This is a genomic window from Haloglomus litoreum (assembly GCF_029338515.1).
GTDB classification, from domain to species: Archaea; Halobacteriota; Halobacteria; order Halobacteriales; family Haloarculaceae; genus Haloglomus; species Haloglomus litoreum.
This window is the reverse complement of the sequence record NZ_CP119988.1, coordinates 2954518-2972481: the sequence shown is the minus strand read 5'-3', so window position 1 is coordinate 2972481 and position 17964 is coordinate 2954518. Positions and strand designations below refer to the sequence as shown.

The following is a 17964-nucleotide window of genomic DNA, read 5'->3' as shown; positions in this document are numbered from 1 at the left end:
ACGACGATTCCCTCTTCGGACGGAAAAGTTCGATGACGACCACTCTCGGTCACGGTCCGGACGATGCCGACCGACCGGCCCGTGGCGCCGTCGGTACCGGTGCCGGCTGGTGCGCCCGGTGCCGTGCTGGCTGGCCGGGGCCCTCCTGCTATCGTTAGAGGATAATTAGAGAATTTATAGATTTGTATAATATCTTCGAAGATGATGTGTGTGGTAGTGGAGTTGTTGGATTACTAGGCTCTGTGTTCTGGTCGTTTCCAACCAGTCGGACACTCCGAACGGGAATCCCTTCGCGGGACGCGGGACTACTCCAGGTCCTCGTACAGCGGGTAGTCCGCACAGAGCGCGTCGACCTGCTCGGCAACGGCGTCCAGGGTGTCCTGGCTGTCGTGGTCGTCGAGCACGTCGCAGATGAGGTGTGCGACCTCCTGGACGGCGTCCTCGCCCATGCCGCGCGTGGTGAGCGCGGGCGTCCCGACGCGGATACCCGAGGGGTCGAACGGCGAGCGGCTCTCGTCCGGGACGGTGTTGGCGTTCAGCACGAGGCCGCACTCCTCCATCGCCTCCTCCGCGGTGCCGCCCGAGAGGTCCGGGTGCGACTCCCGGAGGTCGACGAGGACGAGGTGGGTGTCCGTGCCGCCGGAGACGACCTTCAGGCCGTGGTCGGCGAACACCTCGGCCATCGCCTCCGCGTTGTCGACGACCTGCGCGGCGTACTCATCGAACTCGGGCTGGAGCGCCTCCTTGAAGCCGACGGCCTTGCCGGCGATGTTGTGCATCAGGGGGCCGCCCTGGCCGCCGGGGAAGACGGCGGGGTCGATGTCGCTCGCGTACTCCTCGTCGGTCATGATGATGCCGCCGCGACCGGCGCGGATGGTCTTGTGCGTCGAGCCGGTGACGAAGTCCGCGACGCCGACCGGTGACTGGTGCTCGCCGGCGGCGACGAGCCCGGTGATGTGGGCGATGTCGGCGAGGTGGTAGGCGTCGACGGCGTCCGCGGCCGCCTGGACGCGCTCGAACTCGACCTCACGTGGGTACGCGGAGTAGCCCGAGACGACGATGTCCGGGTCGAACCGCTCGGCGTGCTCGCGGAGCGCGTCGTAGTCGATGTAGCCCGTCTCGGGGTCGACCTCGTACTGCTCGACCTCGTAGGTCTGGCCGGTGAAGTTCGCGGGGTGGCCGTGCGAGAGGTGGCCACCGTGGTTCAGGTCGAGGCTGAGGATCTTGTCGCCGGGCGAGAGCATCGCGAGGTAGACGCCCATGTTCGCCTGCGTGCCGGAGTGGGGCTGGACGTTGACGTGCTCTGCGCCCCAGAGCTCCGTCGCGCGCTCGATGGCAAGTTCCTCCACCGTGTCGGCGAACTCACAGCCGGCGTAGTAGCGCTCGCCGGGGTAGCCCTCGGCGTACTTGTTGGTGAGCGCCGACCCCTGCGCCTCCAGCACCGCGGGGGAGACGTGGTTCTCGGAGGCGATCATCGCGAGGGTCTCGCGCTGGCGGTCCACCTCGCCGGCGAGGGCGTCGGCCACCGCCGGGTCGGTCTCGCGGACGCGGTCGTACATACAGCAACGTCGGGAGTGGTGGCGGAAGTAGCTTCCCGTCTGCGGCAATCCGGACGGGAGAGCCACGGAGCGGGTAAAAAGCCCCGGCAGTTCGTGGCGGTAGTTCTATGGTCGGCCACCCGAGAGACGCTCTACAGATGGTGTGGTGTGCCACGTCAGGGGGGTGGATAGCCGCACACGGCCGCCAGGGGTCGGTCCACCTCGAGACCGACGGCTGGCAGCGGGCCCCGCCGGACGCGCCGCCGCCGCTCCCGTTCCCGGTCGACGCGCGGCTCGGTGGCCGGGTGGCCCGCCTCACGCTCCCCGCGGCGACCGTCTCGGTCCGGTGTCCGGCACGCACCCGGGCGGCTGGCGACCGGGTCTCGCTCGGCGACGGCGAGGCGCTGGTCGCGACGGACGGTGCGGTCGAGACGATCATTCGGTTCGACGGCGAGGCCGACGTGCGCCCCCCCGCGCTCCCCGACGGGAGCGGCGCGGGAGCCGGGAGCGGGCGCGACGTGGGGGTCGGAGGGGGCGGGCGGGACGCGGCTGGCTGGCGTGGCGAGGGGGGCGGCCGGCGAGCGGGCGGTGCCGCGCCCGCCACGGCCGAAGAGCCGCGGGTAACGGTCGCCTTCGACGACCCCACGCTCGTCACGGTCGGGTTCCGCGAGGCCGCTCCGGACCCGCCGACGGTGACCGTCCCGGCCACGCCGGCCGGTGTCGCGACCGCGCTCACGCACGCCTCGTCGGCACTCGGGACGATGGGTCCCGGGCGGTCGCATCCGGGACGCCGCGGCCACCCGCCGCTCGTGGCCTTCGGCGACCTGGACGTGCCTACGGCGGTGCGGGAGGCCACGCCGGAGACGGGTATCGAACTCCGGCTCCCGGCGGCGATGTCGACGTGCTGTCTCGCGGCACCGCTGGCGTTCTACCTGGGTGCCCGGGTGACGGTCGACGAGGGCCGGAACCGGCCACGGCTCGTCGCGGCCGACGCGGGCATCGACCGGCCGCTCCCGGCCGCCGAGGGACCGTTCGCCGACGAGGTTGGGGGACTGCTCCGCCGCGTGTTCGTCCTCGACTGTCTGACCCGCGACCGGCCGGGCGAGCGGCTCGCGGGCGCCGACCTGCTGGACCGGGTCGGTATCGAGGCGGCGACCGCACGGTCGCTGTCGCCGGCCGGGCGACTAGCCGCGTATCTGGACGCCCCGTTCGCCCCCATCGAGAGCGAGTTCCCCGCCTGGCCGCTGGCGACCTACGTGGACGGCGGGACGCGGACGGCCCGCTGTCTCCCCTACCTGCTCGATCGGTTGAGTCTCGTCTACCCGGCGGCCGCGTCGGAACTCGACGGCGGATCGCTGCTCCGACGGGCGCTCGACGGGTTCTACCGTGGCCCCGGTGTGGGTCCGGCGCCCGTCTCCGGACGGGCGTCCGGCGACCCGACTGGGCGTCCGGGTGACCCGACGGATGGCGACGTGGCGGGGGACCGACCGGCCGGTGGTGGGATGACCCGCTCGGCCGGCGACGTGGCGGGGGACCGACCGGCCGGTGGTGGGATGACCCGCTCGGCCGGCGACGTGGCGACCGCCGACCGGCTCGCGCCGGAGCTCCGGGACGCGCGGCTCCACGGCTGGCTCGCCGATGGGACCCCCATCGAGGCGTTCAAATCCAATCCCGAGGCGTACCGGAACCGGCTGGCCGCCCGCCGTGACCGGCCGGGAACGCTCGACATCGCCGTGGTCTGCAACGATGCCGACCTGACGGGCGAGCAGGCCGTCGCCGACATCTACCGGGAGCGGGCGGCCGACCTCCCGGTCGACGTGACCGTCCACGGCTCGCTGGACCGACGGTCCCTGGCGGACCTCCTCGGCGAGCCCCGCGACTTCGTCCACTACATCGGCCACTGCGAGCGCGACGGGCTGCGCTGTCGCGACGGCTACCTCGACGTGGCCGACGTGGAGACGGTCCGGGCGCGGACGTTCTTCCTGAACGCGTGTGGCTCCTACCAGCAGGGACAGCGTCTCGTCGAGCGTGGGAGCGTCGCGGGAGCGGTGACGCTGACGACGGTGCTGGACCGGCACGCCGCGACGGTCGGGACGGCGTTCGCCCGATTGCTCATCCACGGCGTCGGGTTCGAGCGGGCGCTCTCGCTCGCCCGCCAGCAGATCCTGATGGGGAGCGACTACGCCGTCGTCGGCGACGGGACGTACGCGCTGGTCCCGGCCGCAGCGCCCGCCGTGCTGCAGGTCTCCGAGACCGACGCGGGCTTCGAGATCGTCCAGGAGGTCCTCTCGGCGGACGCCCCGGGCAGGAGCCACCGCTCACCGTTCGACGACAACGACCGCCTGCACGGGCGGCCGGCACGGACGGAACTGGGCCACGACGCAGCCATCGACCTGCTCAGCGAGCGGTCCGTCCCGGCCTACTACGACGGCGACCTCCGCTGGTCGACCGAACTCGCGGCGGAGCTCTCGAGCCGGTGCGACTGACCGCTCGCGTGTCCGGGTTCTCCCGGATATGTCGGGGGTTTCTTCTGCCGCCTCGAGCTACGCTCGTCCACCTCCCGTCCGGCGAGACCTCCCCACTCCGCCGTCTATACGGCCCTCTGACCACGAACGCCCCGTTCCTTACAATTATCCAATAAATTAATATAGAGTTCACCTCGTAGATAGACCCAGCTATCATGGACGCCAATCTACTCGAGAACAGTATCGCCGACGTGCTCACCGAGGCACTCGTCGGCGTAGACGAGACCGTCTTCGTGGTGAATCCGGCCCCGGAGACCGTCGAGGAACTGGTCGAGGTCCTCTCTCCCGACGGTGGGCCGACGGTCCGACTGCTGGCCGACGGGGCGGTCCTGAAGGACGTCATGGACGACTTCATCGTGGGAAGCAACGCCGCCGACCTCATCGAGGCCGGCCGGCTCGAGCTCCGGACCTACCAGAACGGTGACAACACGCTGCTGGTGACCGCGGACGCCGTGGCCGCGCTCGTGACGGCGGGCGGCCGTGCGGCCGCCATCCCGACGGAGGACGACGAGTTCGTCGACGGCGCCTACGACGAGTACGCCGGCGCCTGGGAGAGCGCCGAGCCGTACAACCTCCGGACGCCGGCCATCTCCCGGGTCCGCGAGACGCTGCGCGAGTCGCTCGGCCCCGAGGCGGCCGACGACTTCGACGCCATGCTCGCGACGCTTGAGACGGCGCGTGGCGACGGTGAGGGGCTCGACGAGGTGACCATCAGCCTGCTCGTCGCGGCCAGGAACCGCGAACTGCTGTACGATGTCAGCAAGTGGGGCGAGGACATCGGCATCGCGTCGAAGGCGACGTTCTCGCGAACGAAGACGCGGCTCGAGGAGGTCGACCTCATCGACACGGAGAAGGTCCCCATCGACGTCGGGCGCCCGCGCCTCCGCCTCCTGCTCCACGACGAGGAGCTCCAGGAGCTCGATATCGACGAACTGGTCGCCGCCGCGCAGTCCTCACTGGCGGCGGCCTGAACGCCCGACGACCGACTGCCCGGACACGAGCCGTGGGAGAGCGTTTTCGAGGGTCCTCACTGCTGGTAGCGCCGCGTATCGTCTCGCTCGGGTGGCCCACCGACGCCACCGGCACCGCCGGTCATCTCCTCGTAGGTCATCCCCGAAAGGTACTCGTCGTAGGTGACGTCGTACGCCGAGCGGAGGTGGAAGTCCACGTTCCCGGTGTCGACGGCCGACTGGAACAGCATATGGATGCCCCGCCGGACGAGTTCGTCCATGTCGTCCGGGTCGTAGGCCGCCGCCAGCAGCGCCAGCTCGTTGCGGGTCTCCCGGTCCAGCGACACGTCCAGTTCGTCGCCGAGGTCGGCGTAGGTCGACTCGATATCGGTGGACAGCTCGTCGAGACTCATACCCGGGCCGACGCCGCCGACGGGCTTGAGGCCTGTGCTGTCCGCGGGCGAGGGGGCGGCCGTCGTCGTTCAGACACCCCACCGCTCGTCGCGGTACGCGGCGTCCCAGAACCGGTACTCGTACCGCGCGGAGGTGTAGAACAGGTCCCGGTACCGCTCGCGGGTCCGGTCGGGCGCGCCCGCGGCGACCTCGTCCAGCAGCGCCCGGCACCAGTCGGCCAGCTCGGCGAACTCGTCGTCCCGGTACGTGCGGATCCATGCCGCGTACCGCTCCTCGTCCGGGAGGCCGTCGGCCGCGAGCCGCTCGGCCGTCTCGTTGAACCCCCACATGCACGGCAGCAGGGCCGCGACCAGGTCCCCGAACGAGCCCAGCGCGGCCACCCGGACGAGGAAGTCCGTGTACCCGCGCGTGGTCGGCGCCGGGTCGGTGGCCTCCAGCTCGGCCTCGGAGATGTCGAACTCGGCGGCGTACGACCGGTGGAGGTCCATCTCCGTGTGTAGCGTCTCGTGCAGGAGCTCGGCGAAGGTCCGCATCCGGTCGAGGTCGGGCCTTCGCCGCGCCGAGGGCGAACACGCGGTTGTACTCGACCAGGTAGACGTAGTCCTGTCGCACCCACCGCCGGAACGGTTCCGGCTCGAGCGTCCCGTCCCCGATGCCCGCGACCATCGGATGGTCGACGATGCCGGTGACGACCTCGTCGTGGAGCGGCTCGAGTTCGTCCGTGAAGCCCATGCCGACCTCCCGGTGCCACCGGACTATTACCTTATGGTATTATCCAGTTATCAGTGCGGCAATCTCGTCCTACCGATGGCTCGGTCGGTCGACCAGCGTTCCGCTCGCGGAGCGCCCAGGGGCGAGTAGGGCGGAATCGCCACGCTGTGGTGCAATTCTCAGGTATTTGGAATCATCATTCAGGGTGATATGGGTATCCGTCCTACACCTATCCGTAAGGTGAACCACGATGTCAACCAAGAACACAACCCGGCAGGTCGACACGGAGATATTCGGCCGTGAGGCGCACTTCGAGTACAGCGAACACTGGATCGGCTACGCGCTGGTCTCGATGCGGGTCGTCATGGGCTGGGTCCTCCTCCAGGGCGGACTCACCAAGCTCGTCACGTACCTCGACGCGAACCCGGAGAACAACTGGACCGCGTCGGGCTTCCTGCTCAACGCCATCCCCGAGGGGAACCCGCTGACCGGGTTCTTCGCGAGCATGGCGGGAATGCCGCTCATCGACATCCTCGTCATGTGGGGCCTGACCCTGACCGGCTTCGGCCTCATCATCGGCGCGGCGGTGCGCTGGAACGCGTTCTGGGGCGCCGTCATGATGATGTTCTTCTGGCTCGCCAGCCTGACGGGCGGCATCATGGCCGGACTCCCGGTCGCGCACGGCTGGGTCGTCGACGACCACCTCGTCTACGCGGCCCTCCTGTTCGGTCTCGGCGCGGTCGGCTCGGGCCGCATCCTCGGCCTGGACGCCTACCTCGAGAAGACCGAGTTCGTCCAGAACAACCGCTGGCTCCGCCTGCTGCTGGGCTGACCCGGTAGGAGTTCTTCCGCGGATCTCTCCTGCGTTTCTCGCTTTCGACACCCACGACGCGTAGCGTCGGCCCTCCTGCCGTTCACTCCTCTCGCCCCGAGCGGTAGCCCTCGCGGACATCGGCCAGGTAGGAGTTGGCGATGGCGGCCACGACGAACAGGAGTCCGAGCACGGTGAGCGCCATCCCGGCGGTGACGCCGACGAACCGGCCCGCGAGCCAGGCCACCACGAGGCAGGCGACTGCCAGGACGAGGAGCCGACCGGTCGTGTGCATGGTCGTTCCCGGGTGGCCGGCCGCCTGAGCTTTTCGCCTCGACGGGTCACGGGTCAGGTGACGACCGCCCGGAACCGCCACCGGAAAGTACCGTCCACGCGGAGTCCCGACGATGACAGACGCCGGGCCAGCGTCCGAGGAACTCCCCGATGGCACCACAGCGGGCGCTGCCCGCGAGGACGGCGACGCCCCCGCGCTCCCCGACGACCCGGAAGCGGTCGAGCGGGTCCGCGAGGCGCTCGTCGCGTGGTACGAGGCCGACCACCGCTCGTTCCCGTGGCGGGAGACCGAGGACCCGTACGAGATCCTCGTCTCGGAGGTGATGAGCCAGCAGACCCAGCTCGACCGTGTCGTCGAGGCCTGGCACGACTTCCTCGACGAGTGGCCCACCGTCGAGACCCTCGCGGCCGCCGACCGCGCCGACGTGGTCGGCTTCTGGACGGACCACTCGCTGGGCTACAACAACCGCGCGAAGTACCTCCACGAGGCCGCCCGGCAGGTCGTCGAGGGCGAGGTCGAGGGGGTCGAGGCGGGCGCGTTCCCCCGGACGCCCGAGCGCCTGCAGGAGCTGATGGGTGTCGGCCCGTACACTGCGAACGCGGTCGCCTCCTTCGCGTTCAACCAGGGCGATGCCGTGGTCGATACGAACGTCAAGCGCGTGCTCCACCGCGCGTTTGCAGAAATCCATAATGCGGACGATCCAGACTACGAAACCGTTGCGAACGCCCTTATGCCAGCTGGAGAGTCCCGAATCTGGAACAACGCGATTATGGAACTCGGCGGTGTTGCCTGCGGGAAGAAACCACGATGTGACGAGGCTGGGTGTCCCTGGCGCGAATGGTGTCACGCCTACCAGACCGGTGACTTCACCGCGCCCGACGTACCCACACAACCGAGCTTCGAGGGGAGTCGCCGGCAGTTCCGCGGGCGAATCATCAAACTCCTCGGTAACTATGACGAGATGACTCTCGATACCCTCGGTCATCGAATCCGCGTGGACTATTCACCAGACGGCGACCACGGTCGAGACTGGCTTCGAGAACTGCTCTCGGATCTGGCTGATGATGGGTTAGTCGAAGTTGAAGAGACTAAAGATGAGACGGTGGCTCGTCTTCAGAGGTAGTCGTTGCGTTTCCGCGAAGTCCGGTCTCAGAGTATCAGCTGCTCTGCTGAGGTCCAATACGATAACCGGTCTTCGCCACAGCTGAATCAGCTGGCACCATCCGAGGAATCGGTCGGCAGATTCCGCCCGGTCAATCTGGGCTTGCTACTGACACACCATCTCACCGCTGCCAGTGCAGTACATCACTTTTCTACCTGACGCAACAGATAGGCCATGCCGGCGAGAACCGTGGTTAAGCCTGCGATCGCGGCCTCAACCGGGATTCCAAGCAATTCAAGTACATCCAGTATACTCACGTCACGGTCTGACTTTCCGGATTCAACAGCACGGTCCGGAATCTCTGCGTGTTCGCGGTGGAAGTTCGTTATATCACGTACCATGGCTTCCGTAACCGCGTGTCCGACGCCTTCGTACAATTCGAACTCTGCCGACGCGTCAACATCATCGTACACTGACTCGCAATACGGGAAGCGGTCATCTATCATGTCCTCTCCGTACACTTCGCGGGCGATCTCACGCTGCTCGTCACTCCATGCGTCTCCAGCCTGGAGTGTGTCGTTTTGATCTTTCGCGCCCATGTAGATGTACTGATTGACGTCACCGAACTCCGCGATATCGAATTGCTTTCCTGTGAGCCCCTCGACATCGGCGACACCGATCTGGTAGTTCAGCGTATGCCCTTTCGCCTCCCTAATCGGAAGCGTCACCATTCCATTGACTCCGCCTGCCGTCACGGATGTTACCAGCTCGGGGTGGAGAACTGCGAACCTATTCACGAAGTTTCCCGACGCGGAGAAGCCATTCAGTATGACCTGCTCAGTGAGCGGAATATCCGACGAAATCCGGTTCTGCGCATCTTCTATCATCCCGACTAACTGAAGATCAACGCGTTCAAGCGGACCGGCGGAGATTTGCATCGTCTCCGTATCAAGTTGATGAACGTAGTGCCGCCAGTCTACCGGCTCAGACTCCGGACGGGGAAACACTGGCATCAGTAAAGGAACACCCAATTCGTCGCTAATCAATCGAGCAAATCCTTCTTCTACATCTTTTCGCGCTTCGGCTCGGTGTTTCGCAAAGTCGTCGGTGGTGGCACCCGTATTGTTCGGCTGCACCAGCAACGGGCGTTCTGTAGTCGTATCGGTCGATGGGGTGTACAGGAAGTATGGATAGTTGAACGAGTCACTGTCGCCAGGTGAAATCATTGTCACCCGCGATTCGGTGTTTTCCGAGAGCTCAGTTACTGGTAACGCTCCTAAGACAGTGGCGCTAAGCAGCTCACGCCGAGTCGAGGAACATTGATTAATGGCCATATTTTATATCGATACTAGTGACGTTTGTACCACTTTCTATCAAAAATAGATATCAGGACATAATATCTGAGACGCGGTTCGAGTCAGTGGCTGTGAGTCAGCAGTCTCCGTGAGGTCGTTTCAGCCGTCGTTCGGTTTCGGTTCACACGGCGACACCGACTGGAACAAGGGTGTTGGCCGATGGATGGACACTTGGGATTCGTCTCGTCCGCGAAATAGACAGTCTCCCGGTCCAACACAAAGACAGTTGTCCAGCGTATTTGACTGTCGTTGTATAGTCTGTTTCTGACCGCGCGTTTGCAGAAATCCATAATGCGGACGATCCGGACTACGAAACCCTTGCTAACGTGCTCATGCCGCCCGGAGAGTCCCGAATCTGGAACAACGCGATCATGGAACTCGGTGGCGTCGCCTGTGGGAAGACACCCCGCTGTGACGAGGCGGGCTGTCCGTGGCGCGAGTGGTGTCACGCGTACCAGACCGGTGACTTCACCGCGCCCGACGTTCCGACTCAACCGAGCTTCGATGGGAGTCGGCGACAGTTCCGGGGTCGTATCGTTCGTGTCCTCAGTAACCACGACGAGATGAGTCTCGATAGCCTCGGACACAGGATTCGCGTGGATTATACACCAGACGGTCAACACGGACGCGAATGGCTTCGAGACCTTCTCTCCGATTTGGCTGACGATGGGCTAATCGAGGTCGAGGAAACAGGCGATGAAACGATCACTCGCCTGGGGTAGTGAGTATACTGGCTCCGTTGAAATCAGTAGAACGTGACGGGAACGCCGTGCTGAACGTAGCGTATGGATTCGGCGTGTTGGCTTCCATTGTTCCAAGCCATTAGATCGGGCTTGTGAGATCTATTGCGACTCGTCGAATGGGTTTGATCTGTTACCATCCAGCGGACATCGAAATCGACACGCTAGTCTAGGAGATATTCGAAAAATTCACCAACTGTTTCACAGTCAGAAAATACGACAACGAATTCCCAGCCTTCCTGCGTCGCGGCGACCCGCTGACTGTCCCCACTCTGCTTCACTCGTTGTAGAACATCATCCCGCTAGACAGACAGGATACGTTCGACCCACGAGCTACTCGTCCTCGATACTGCACTTCGTTCACACATTGACATCGTGTGACCCGACCAGTGTCAGGAGATCTCGTTCCAGTTCGCCGCCGACAAACTGGACGTTCCCCGCTTCAGTTTCGTAGTCGACTATCCCAGCCGCATCCAGTTTCGGAAGATGAATATGGTGAAGTGCGATCCGGACGCGTTGTCGGTGTTCGTGGGATGCTCGCTCTGCGTCTTCGTCTCGAACCCTGTCTGCAACGCAGTCTACGAGCGCATCGTACTCCAATGCCTTACCGGGAGCGTTGTCCAGTGAATTAAGGATAGCGCGTCGGTGTTCGTTCGCTACTGCCGACAGAATCCTATCGGGGGAAATCGGTCGCGCTCGTTTCGCAGACTCGGAGGGACCGCCGATATTCTGTAGATCATCTGCCTCTCGCTCTGCGTTCTCATCCATACCCATATAGCAGAGCCACAACTGCCTGCTTCTATTCCTTGGTACACAATGGTACCAGTCGATTCACTTACGCGTCTGTCTCGGGGGTGAGGAGTGCATGTCGAACGAACGTACCGATGGCACGACGCAGACGCTCCGTCACTGCTTGATCAGAAATTCCGAGTTCGTCCGCGAGTTCTTCGGTCGTGCAGCCTCGGGGAATGTCGTAGTAACCCATCCGAACGGCAAGCGTGAGCGCTTCTCGTTGGGGCTTGCTCAAGCCGTACCACGGGCCGGCCCCGGGATCCGTGGGATTGTATACACTGATCATCTCCAGCGATATGTGTGCGTCCTCACAACACGTCCAATACTGACTCAATGCCTCGCGGTGAGAGAACCGAATCTCGAAATCCCACCCTTCAGCTGTCCCTGTCGCACCCAAAATTTGTCCCTCGTTGTCCAGAATGCACCGAAAGAGATGATCCTGGCTCGCATCCCAATCGAGCCTGAATAGGGTTCTGTCGTCGAACACGTCCACCTCCGTTACGCTGTTGACAGTCGGATAGCGTCGGACGGTATCGAGAAACTGGTTTTCGACCGGTTCGTAAACCCAGAAGAGCGGCACGGTAACGTCCCCACTCGGGACGAGCGTTTCGAGTTCGATAGCCGACGCCTCATCGAGATCCAGTATCTGCCCGAGTTCGAAGTCGTCGGGTGAAATTCGAACCTCCGCGATTACACTCATTCTCTCGGAAATAGGTTGTTCAGGTTCGTACAAAAGGGAGTGGCATGGTGTACCATGTCCGCCAGCATTCGATCAGCCCTCCCTGTTCACGGAGTACGCGATTCTATCTACTGACCGTGCTCTGGCCTGTCTCGAAGCCATGATACACCACCCACGCCAGTTATCGGCCTGTCGGACGAAGATTCCACCATGGCGACCGTGATGGAGTTTACGAGTCCGACAGCGGAATTTCCGCTGGGAAGTGTCTTCGAGAACTTGCCGGGAGTGACAGTCGAACTGGAGCGACTGATTCCACACCAGACGCTGATCATCCCGTACTTCTGGGTGCGTGGCGTTGAAACCGCGGACATCGAAGACGCGTTCGACCCACACGCGGGCGTGACGAACATCCGACTGATCGATAGCGTCGAGGACGAGTATCTCATGCGTGCCGAGTGGAAGCAATCGTACTTGGGCGTCCTGAGCGCCCTGGCCAAGGCCAACGTCGTCGTACTCTCCGGAATCGGAACGAAAGACGAGTGGCGATTCGAGGTGCGCAGCGAGAGTCAGGATGCAATCGCTGAGTTTCGAGAGTACTGCCAGGAACACGACATCCCGATAGAGATCACCGCTGTCCACGCCATGCTCCCAATCCAGGGAGAGGGGTACGAGCTGACCGAAACCCAGCGCGAGGCGCTGGTACTGGCCTACGAGCGTGGCTACTTCGACACGCCACGTGAGGTGTCGCTCGAAGAGCTCGCAGACGAACTCGGCATCACGCAGCAGTCGCTTTCGTCACGACTCCGCCGCGGGCATCGACGTCTCATTGGCGCGACGCTCGTCACTTCGCCGTGATCGGGCGGGCGTTCTCTTAAACCCTCTGTATAATCAGTACCTCTACTAAACCGATTCAGGCCGGTAGAATAGGTAGATATGGACGCAGTAGTGTCTGGGGTCAGCGTAGAATCGGTCGAGTATCATCAGGACGCTGCGGCTGTTCGCACCCAGTTTGATCAGGAGAAGACGTCCGCAAGCATGACCGTTATCGCAACGCTGGCAGAAGTGATGGACGCTGATCCGGTCGAACTGGACCCGCTTCACTCTACGGTTGATCCTGACGCGCTGGATAAATTCGTCCGGGTCGGCACCGGAACGACCGGAGATATCCACGTTTCATTCACGCACGAGGACCACGAGATAACCGTGTCCAGCTACGGTGTGGTCACTATCTCCCAGGGAGACAAATCACCAGCGGAAAAATACGGGAAGGACGCGGAAAGATGACGTCCGAGGAGACCCAGCTCACCTCGAATGCGGAATTGAACGCGGAGCTAAAAGCGCTCCTCGTGAGGGCCTACGAGAATGGAATCGACGTTGAAGGCGGATTCGAGTGTCGGAACGGAGTCGAACATCCCGACTGGGACGTGATCGTCACTGAAGTCGAAAAGAACGAGCAGTCGGAGTGACCAACTGCGAGGGAATCCGGGTCGGTAGCAGGTGACAGAGCCGTGAGTGACGAGTGCTGTAACGGTGGCCGAGTCGAACGAGTGTTGTCAGCGCGACAGTGGCGAGTATCACGTGCGCTACTGCGAGACGGTTCGCGGAGGGCGATATCGAGGCCATACGAGACATCACGGGTCCCGAAGCCGAGTTACACATGCCGGGGGGAATCGCCGGCGGCGGGACGTTTCACGAATCCGACGAAATCGTCGAGAAGGCACTGTCTAGTTTAGCACCTCCTCAGCTGGCGTTCGTCCGTCGAGCGATTGGTGCGGTCGTTGTTCGTTGTAGTATTGCACGTAGTGAGAAATCCAACGGCGGACGCTCCGCCGACTGCCGACCCACGAGTGATGGAAGCGGTCGATGCGCTGCTTGAGGGTGTGAAACCACTTTTCGATGAGGTTTCGGTCGGTGTAGTCCACCCGACCGCTCAGCCCTAATCGATTGAGGGCAGTCCGATAGCCGAACGAGTCAGTCAAAAACGTGGTATTCGCGCAGTCGTGATTTTCACGGAGTCGGTGGAGGAACGCAGCCGCTGGATCGGTGCCGTGACGCTTGAAAATCTGGGCATCCAGAATCAGCTTTGTATCAAGGTCGATTGCAGCGTACACCCAACACAGGTCGCCATTGATCCGGACAGCAGTCTCGTCAACCGCGACCCGCGACGGCGAAGCCGTCGGCGGGTCTGGACTGCTGTCAGTCAGCCGATGTACCCACTGAAAGATCGCCTGATGCGAACGCTCCACGCCGAGAGACGCAAGAATCGCTTCTGTTTCTCTGAGTGAACAACCGGTCGCGTGAAGCCGGACGGCGAACGCCCTGACGGGCGTCGCCGTCCGCTCACGCTCCCAATATTCATCTAAGTCGCCGTTGTAATCGTTCTCGAGCAGGTCTGCGAGCATCTCTAGGCAAGACACTCAACGACCTGCTCGTTCCTCAATCTGCGCTAACTAGACAGTGCCGTCGAGAACGTCTTTTACCGCGCGTTCGACACGCCGGACGACGACGCGGCGTTCGAGCGGGTCGCCCGCGCGCTCATGCCCGCCGGCGAGTCCCGCGTCTGGAACAACGCCATCATGGAACTCGGCGGGGTGGCCTGCGGGAAGGCCCCGAAGTGCGACGAGGCGGACTGCCCGTGGCGGGAGTGGTGCCACGCGTACCAGACCGGTGACTTCACCGCACCGGACGTCCCCACACAGCCGAGCTTCGAAGGGAGCCGTCGGCAGTTCCGCGGGCGGATCGTTCGACTCCTCGGCGAACACGACGAGATGGACCTGGACACGCTGGGGCACCGGATACGAGTGGACTACACACCCGACGGTGAGCACGGCCGTGAATGGCTCCGAGATCTCCTGTCGGGCCTCTCCGATGACGGGCTTGTCGCGGTTGAACCCCGCGAGGACGGGACCGTCGCCCGCCTCCGCCGGTAGTCGGACGGCCCCCGCCGGTCCGGTTCACTCCACCCGGTAGGCCTCGACGGTCCGGTCGTCGAGTTCCACCCCGAGACCCGGGCCCTCGGGGACGACGGTGTGTCCCTCCTCGATGCGGATCGGGTCCGCCAGGACGGACGCCTCGTGGAGCGTCGGCCCCTTCACGTCCGACGGGTAGGCTGCAGGGAGCGTCGCCGCGAAGTGGGCACCGGCAGCGGTTCCGACACCCAGCTCCACCATGCTCCCGACGACGAGGGGGAGGTGAGCGGCGGCCGCGACGGCGGCGATCTGCCGCGAGCGGTACAGCCCGCCGGCCTTGACGAGTTTGACGCTGAGTGCGTCCGCGGCGCCGCGGTCGACGATGTCGATCGCGTCGTGGGGGGAGAACACCGACTCGTCGGCGAGAACGGGCGTCTCCAGGGCCGCAGTGACGCGTGCCATGCCCGCGAGGTCGTCGGCCGCGACGGGCTGCTCGACGAGCAGGAGGTCGCACTCGGACTCCAGCGCCGAGAACACGCGGACGGCCTGGTCCGCACGGTACCCCTGGTTTGCGTCGACCCGGATTGAGGCCCGGTCGCCGACGGCCTCGGCGACCGCGGTTGCCCGCTCGATGTCGGTCTCCGGGTCGGTGCCGACCTTGACCTTGATCGAGGAGAACCCGTCGTCGACCCAGGCGCGTGCCCGCTCGACCGCGCGGTCGGTCGGCCCGATGCCGATCGACTGCCCCACCTCGATCCGGTCGCGGAGGCGTCCGCCCAGCAGTGTCGACACGGGGATGCCGAGGTGCTTGCCGGTCGCGTCGAAGCACGCGATGTCGACTGCGGCCTTCGCGAACGGGTTCCCCCTGATGGCCTCGTCCATCGCCCGGTGGATGCGCCCGCGGTTCGAGGGGTCCTCGCCACGGATCGCCGGCGAGATATGGTCCTCGATCGCCGCGACGACACTGCCCATCGTCTCCGGTGCGAAGTACGGGTCGGGGCAGGCCTCCCCGAGGCCGACGACTCCCGCGTCGGTGTGGAGTCGGAGGAGGACGTGGTTCGCGGCCGACACCTCGCCCCCGGAGATGGCGAAGTCGACACTGTAGGGAACGCTGACGGGTATCGGGTCCAGGTCGGTGATCTCCATGTGTGTCGATTCCGGTCGGGAACAGGCCACCTCACTCGGAGCGGGGTCATAGTTCCTCCCCCGGCGGGTGGTCGCCCGGCCCGGATGGACGGGGGCGTGGTCGTGACCGGTTTCAGGCCGCGCCCCGTCGTTCGAACGCCGCACGGACCGGCTCGCTGAGTCCGAGCCCCTCTACCTCAGCCTCGACGTCGACGCCGGCCAGTTCCTCGGCGCCCGCGGGCGTCTTCTTCGCGATCTTCACGTGGTAGAGGTACGAGAGCCGGAGCAGCCACCGGGCGTGGTCGTAGTCGTCCGGGGACTCGATGTAGTAGGTCGTCCAGCCCGACTCCGCGAGGAGGTGGTGGACGCCGGTCTCGCCCTCGTCGATGAGCACGTCGCGGAGCTTGCGGAGGTAGGCGATGTCGAGCATCCCCCACGCGTGGACGTGGCCGATCTCCCGGGGTCCGACCCGGAACTCCGTCCCGCCGAAGCGGTGTTCGGCCACGGTGATGCCCTCCCAGCTCCCGACCTCCTCGATGAGCCGCTCGACGGTTCGCGCGATGACCTCACGCTCGGATACCATCCCTCGTCTAGGCTACCGACCGAGAAAACCTCGCCGCCCCCTGGCCAGGGTGACGACCCGTCGGAACACGGCCGGAACGCCGTCGGACTGCTGCCGGGGTGTTCAAGGGGGCCCGGGCTGTCGCCACCCGCATGGTCGCCGGCGCGCCGGGCCCCCTGCTCGCGTTGCTGTCCGGGCTCGCGCTGTTGCTAGCCACGGCGCACGCGCTGGGGACGGTCGCCGACCGGCTCGGGTTCGCGCCCGTCGTGGGCGAACTCCTCACGGGGCTGGTGCTGGGCCCGGCGGTGCTCGGCGCGGTGGCACCGCGGGTCACGGCGGTCGTCGTGCCCGTCAGCGCGCCGCTGGAGGCGTTCGCGTCGGTCGGCCTCGTCTTCCTGCTCGTCCTGGCGGGCATGGAGGTCGACACGGGGGCGCTCCGTGGGAACCTCCCCCCGACGGTCGCGCTCGCCGTCGGTGGTTCGGTCGTCCCCTTCGCGCTGGGGGTCGGGCTGGGGTGGCTGCTCCCGGCGACGTACCTCGTCGACCCCGCAGGGCGACCCGTCTTCGCCCTGTTCCTCGGCACCGCGCTGAGCATCTCCGCGGTTCCGGTCGCGGTCCGGGTCCTCGTCGACCTCGACGCGATGGACCGTCGGGTCGGGCAGCTCACCGTCACCGCCGCGGTGCTCATCGACGCCGCGGGCTGGGTCGCGCTCACGCTCGTCGCCGACCTCGCCCGCGGCGGTCAGCCCGACCCGCTCGGCGTCGGCCGGACGCTGCTCGTGATCGCGGGGTTCGTCGCCGTCGTCGTGGTCGTCGGCCCGCGCGTGGTCGAGGCCCTGCTCGGCATCGCCACCCGGGCCCGGTCGCCGGTCCTGACGGGGTTCTCGGTCGTGGTCGTGTCCGGTATCGCGCTCTCGGGCGCGTCGCTGGCGCTGGGGCTGGAGGCCGTCCTCGGGGCGTTCCTGGCCGGGATCCTCCTGCGGAACCCGCTGGACGGCGAGACCGAGCGGGTGTTCCAGCTGGTGACGCTCGGGCTGTTCGCACCCCTCTTCTTCGCGACGGCGGGCCTGCGGGCGGACCTCGGTGGCCTGCTCACTCCGGATGCGCTCGCCGTCACCGCGCTCGTCTTCGCCGTCGCGGTCGTCGGGAAGGGCCTCGGCGTCGCGCTCGGTGCGGCGTTCACCGACCTCTCGCGGGCGGAGCGGCTCTGTGTCGCCATCGGGCTCAACGCTCGCGGGGCGATGGAGATCGTCGTCGCGGCGCTCGGCCTCGCCATCGGCGTCCTCACCCCGACCATCTACGCCGTCGTGGTCCTGGTCGCGGTCCTCACGTCGGTGATGACGCCACCCCTCCTGCGACGGGCGCTCGCACGACTCCCGGCCGAGGACGCAGCGAGCGGCTGATTCCGTCTTCGACGACGGTGTGGGGGGCCGACCCCAACGATTATTCGCGCCCC

Annotated in this window: 17 protein-coding genes and 3 pseudogenes; 10 read left to right on the top strand and 10 right to left on the bottom strand. The window is 65.4% G+C overall.

Features of this window, described 5'->3' with window-relative positions:
* Nucleotides 1-305 precede the first annotated feature (305 nt).
* Complete coding sequence (gene glyA, locus P2T62_RS14840; RefSeq protein WP_276257850.1) at nucleotides 306-1559, bottom strand: serine hydroxymethyltransferase; 1254 nt, start codon at nucleotides 1557-1559, stop codon at nucleotides 306-308.
* A 137-nt stretch (nucleotides 1560-1696) separates the two neighbouring features.
* On the opposite strand from glyA, the gene P2T62_RS14835 reads away from it, so the two are divergent.
* Both P2T62_RS14835 and tbsP read left to right on the top strand, forming a co-directional pair.
* Complete coding sequence (locus P2T62_RS14835) at nucleotides 1697-4024, top strand: hypothetical protein (protein ID WP_276257849.1); 2328 nt, start codon at nucleotides 1697-1699, stop codon at nucleotides 4022-4024.
* Between the two features lie 194 nt (nucleotides 4025-4218).
* The gene (gene tbsP, locus P2T62_RS14830) at nucleotides 4219-5034 is read left to right on the top strand and encodes a transcriptional regulator TbsP (RefSeq protein ID WP_276257848.1); all 816 of its coding nucleotides are present in this window, start codon (nucleotides 4219-4221) and stop codon (nucleotides 5032-5034) included.
* 56 nt (nucleotides 5035-5090) lie between these two features.
* On the opposite strand, the gene P2T62_RS14825 is transcribed toward tbsP, so the two are convergent.
* Together P2T62_RS14825 and tenA are read right to left on the bottom strand one after the other, a co-directional pair.
* A complete protein-coding gene (locus tag P2T62_RS14825; RefSeq protein ID WP_276257847.1) occupies nucleotides 5091-5426 on the bottom strand; it encodes a ribbon-helix-helix protein in 336 nt (111 codons plus the stop codon).
* A gap of 69 nt (nucleotides 5427-5495) precedes the next feature.
* Nucleotides 5496-6159: pseudogene (gene tenA, locus P2T62_RS14820) on the bottom strand (thiaminase II).
* A 229-nt stretch (nucleotides 6160-6388) separates the two neighbouring features.
* Here tenA and P2T62_RS14815 point away from each other — a divergent pair.
* The gene (locus P2T62_RS14815; protein ID WP_276257846.1) at nucleotides 6389-6970 is read left to right on the top strand and encodes a DoxX family membrane protein; all 582 of its coding nucleotides are present in this window, start codon (nucleotides 6389-6391) and stop codon (nucleotides 6968-6970) included.
* Between the two features lie 82 nt (nucleotides 6971-7052).
* Here P2T62_RS14815 and P2T62_RS14810 read toward each other — a convergent pair whose 3' ends face one another.
* Nucleotides 7053-7244 carry a hypothetical protein gene (locus tag P2T62_RS14810; RefSeq protein WP_276257845.1) on the bottom strand — a complete coding sequence of 64 codons (192 nt, stop codon included), beginning with the start codon at nucleotides 7242-7244 and terminating at the stop codon, nucleotides 7053-7055.
* Nucleotides 7245-7356: 112 nt separating this feature from the next.
* Between P2T62_RS14810 and P2T62_RS14805 the strand changes: the two genes are divergently transcribed.
* Nucleotides 7357-8367 (top strand): HhH-GPD family protein, encoded by a 1011-nt coding sequence (locus P2T62_RS14805; protein ID WP_276257844.1) that lies wholly within the window; start codon nucleotides 7357-7359, stop codon nucleotides 8365-8367.
* A 182-nt stretch (nucleotides 8368-8549) separates the two neighbouring features.
* Here the strand turns inward: P2T62_RS14805 and P2T62_RS14800 are convergent, their stop codons facing one another.
* A complete protein-coding gene (locus P2T62_RS14800) occupies nucleotides 8550-9572 on the bottom strand; it encodes a hypothetical protein (protein WP_276257843.1) in 1023 nt (340 codons plus the stop codon).
* 398 nt (nucleotides 9573-9970) lie between these two features.
* On the opposite strand from P2T62_RS14800, the pseudogene P2T62_RS14795 reads away from it, so the two are divergent.
* Nucleotides 9971-10423: pseudogene (locus tag P2T62_RS14795) on the top strand (HhH-GPD family protein); the annotation flags it as partial.
* 378 nt (nucleotides 10424-10801) lie between these two features.
* Here P2T62_RS14795 and P2T62_RS14790 read toward each other — a convergent pair.
* Together P2T62_RS14790 and P2T62_RS14785 are read right to left on the bottom strand one after the other, a co-directional pair.
* Nucleotides 10802-11209, bottom strand: a complete 408-nt coding sequence (locus P2T62_RS14790) for a DUF7344 domain-containing protein (protein ID WP_276257842.1) — start codon at nucleotides 11207-11209, stop codon at nucleotides 10802-10804.
* Between the two features lie 67 nt (nucleotides 11210-11276).
* On the bottom strand, nucleotides 11277-11933 hold the full coding sequence (locus P2T62_RS14785; RefSeq protein WP_276257841.1) for a helix-turn-helix domain-containing protein: 657 nt from the start codon (nucleotides 11931-11933) through the stop codon (nucleotides 11277-11279).
* A gap of 189 nt (nucleotides 11934-12122) precedes the next feature.
* Between P2T62_RS14785 and P2T62_RS14780 the strand changes: the two genes are divergently transcribed.
* The 3 genes from P2T62_RS14780 (at nucleotide 12123) to P2T62_RS14770 (ending at nucleotide 13378) form a co-directional block, all read left to right on the top strand.
* Nucleotides 12123-12767 carry a helix-turn-helix domain-containing protein gene (locus tag P2T62_RS14780; protein ID WP_276257840.1) on the top strand — a complete coding sequence of 215 codons (645 nt, stop codon included), beginning with the start codon at nucleotides 12123-12125 and terminating at the stop codon, nucleotides 12765-12767.
* Between the two features lie 78 nt (nucleotides 12768-12845).
* Nucleotides 12846-13196: a HalOD1 output domain-containing protein gene (locus P2T62_RS14775; RefSeq protein WP_276257839.1), complete on the top strand. Its 351-nt coding sequence runs from the start codon at nucleotides 12846-12848 to the stop codon at nucleotides 13194-13196.
* The gene (locus tag P2T62_RS14770) at nucleotides 13193-13378 is read left to right on the top strand and encodes a hypothetical protein (protein WP_276257838.1); all 186 of its coding nucleotides are present in this window, start codon (nucleotides 13193-13195) and stop codon (nucleotides 13376-13378) included. The genes P2T62_RS14775 and P2T62_RS14770 overlap by 4 nt, the downstream gene beginning before the upstream one ends.
* 258 nt (nucleotides 13379-13636) lie before the next feature.
* On the opposite strand, the gene P2T62_RS14765 is transcribed toward P2T62_RS14770, so the two are convergent.
* Complete coding sequence (locus tag P2T62_RS14765) at nucleotides 13637-14314, bottom strand: IS6 family transposase (protein ID WP_276257837.1); 678 nt, start codon at nucleotides 14312-14314, stop codon at nucleotides 13637-13639.
* Between the two features lie 66 nt (nucleotides 14315-14380).
* Between P2T62_RS14765 and P2T62_RS14760 the strand changes: the two are divergent.
* Nucleotides 14381-14842, top strand: a pseudogene (locus P2T62_RS14760) (HhH-GPD family protein); the annotation flags it as partial.
* A gap of 24 nt (nucleotides 14843-14866) precedes the next feature.
* Here the strand turns inward: P2T62_RS14760 and P2T62_RS14755 are convergent.
* A complete protein-coding gene (locus P2T62_RS14755) occupies nucleotides 14867-15967 on the bottom strand; it encodes a mandelate racemase/muconate lactonizing enzyme family protein (protein ID WP_276257836.1) in 1101 nt (366 codons plus the stop codon).
* A 112-nt stretch (nucleotides 15968-16079) separates the two neighbouring features.
* Complete coding sequence (locus tag P2T62_RS14750; RefSeq protein WP_276257835.1) at nucleotides 16080-16529, bottom strand: luciferase domain-containing protein; 450 nt, start codon at nucleotides 16527-16529, stop codon at nucleotides 16080-16082.
* Between the two features lie 131 nt (nucleotides 16530-16660).
* Between P2T62_RS14750 and P2T62_RS14745 the strand changes: the two genes are divergently transcribed.
* Nucleotides 16661-17911, top strand: coding sequence for a cation:proton antiporter (locus tag P2T62_RS14745; protein WP_276257834.1), 1251 nt, complete (start codon nucleotides 16661-16663; stop codon nucleotides 17909-17911).
* Nucleotides 17912-17964 lie beyond the last annotated feature (53 nt).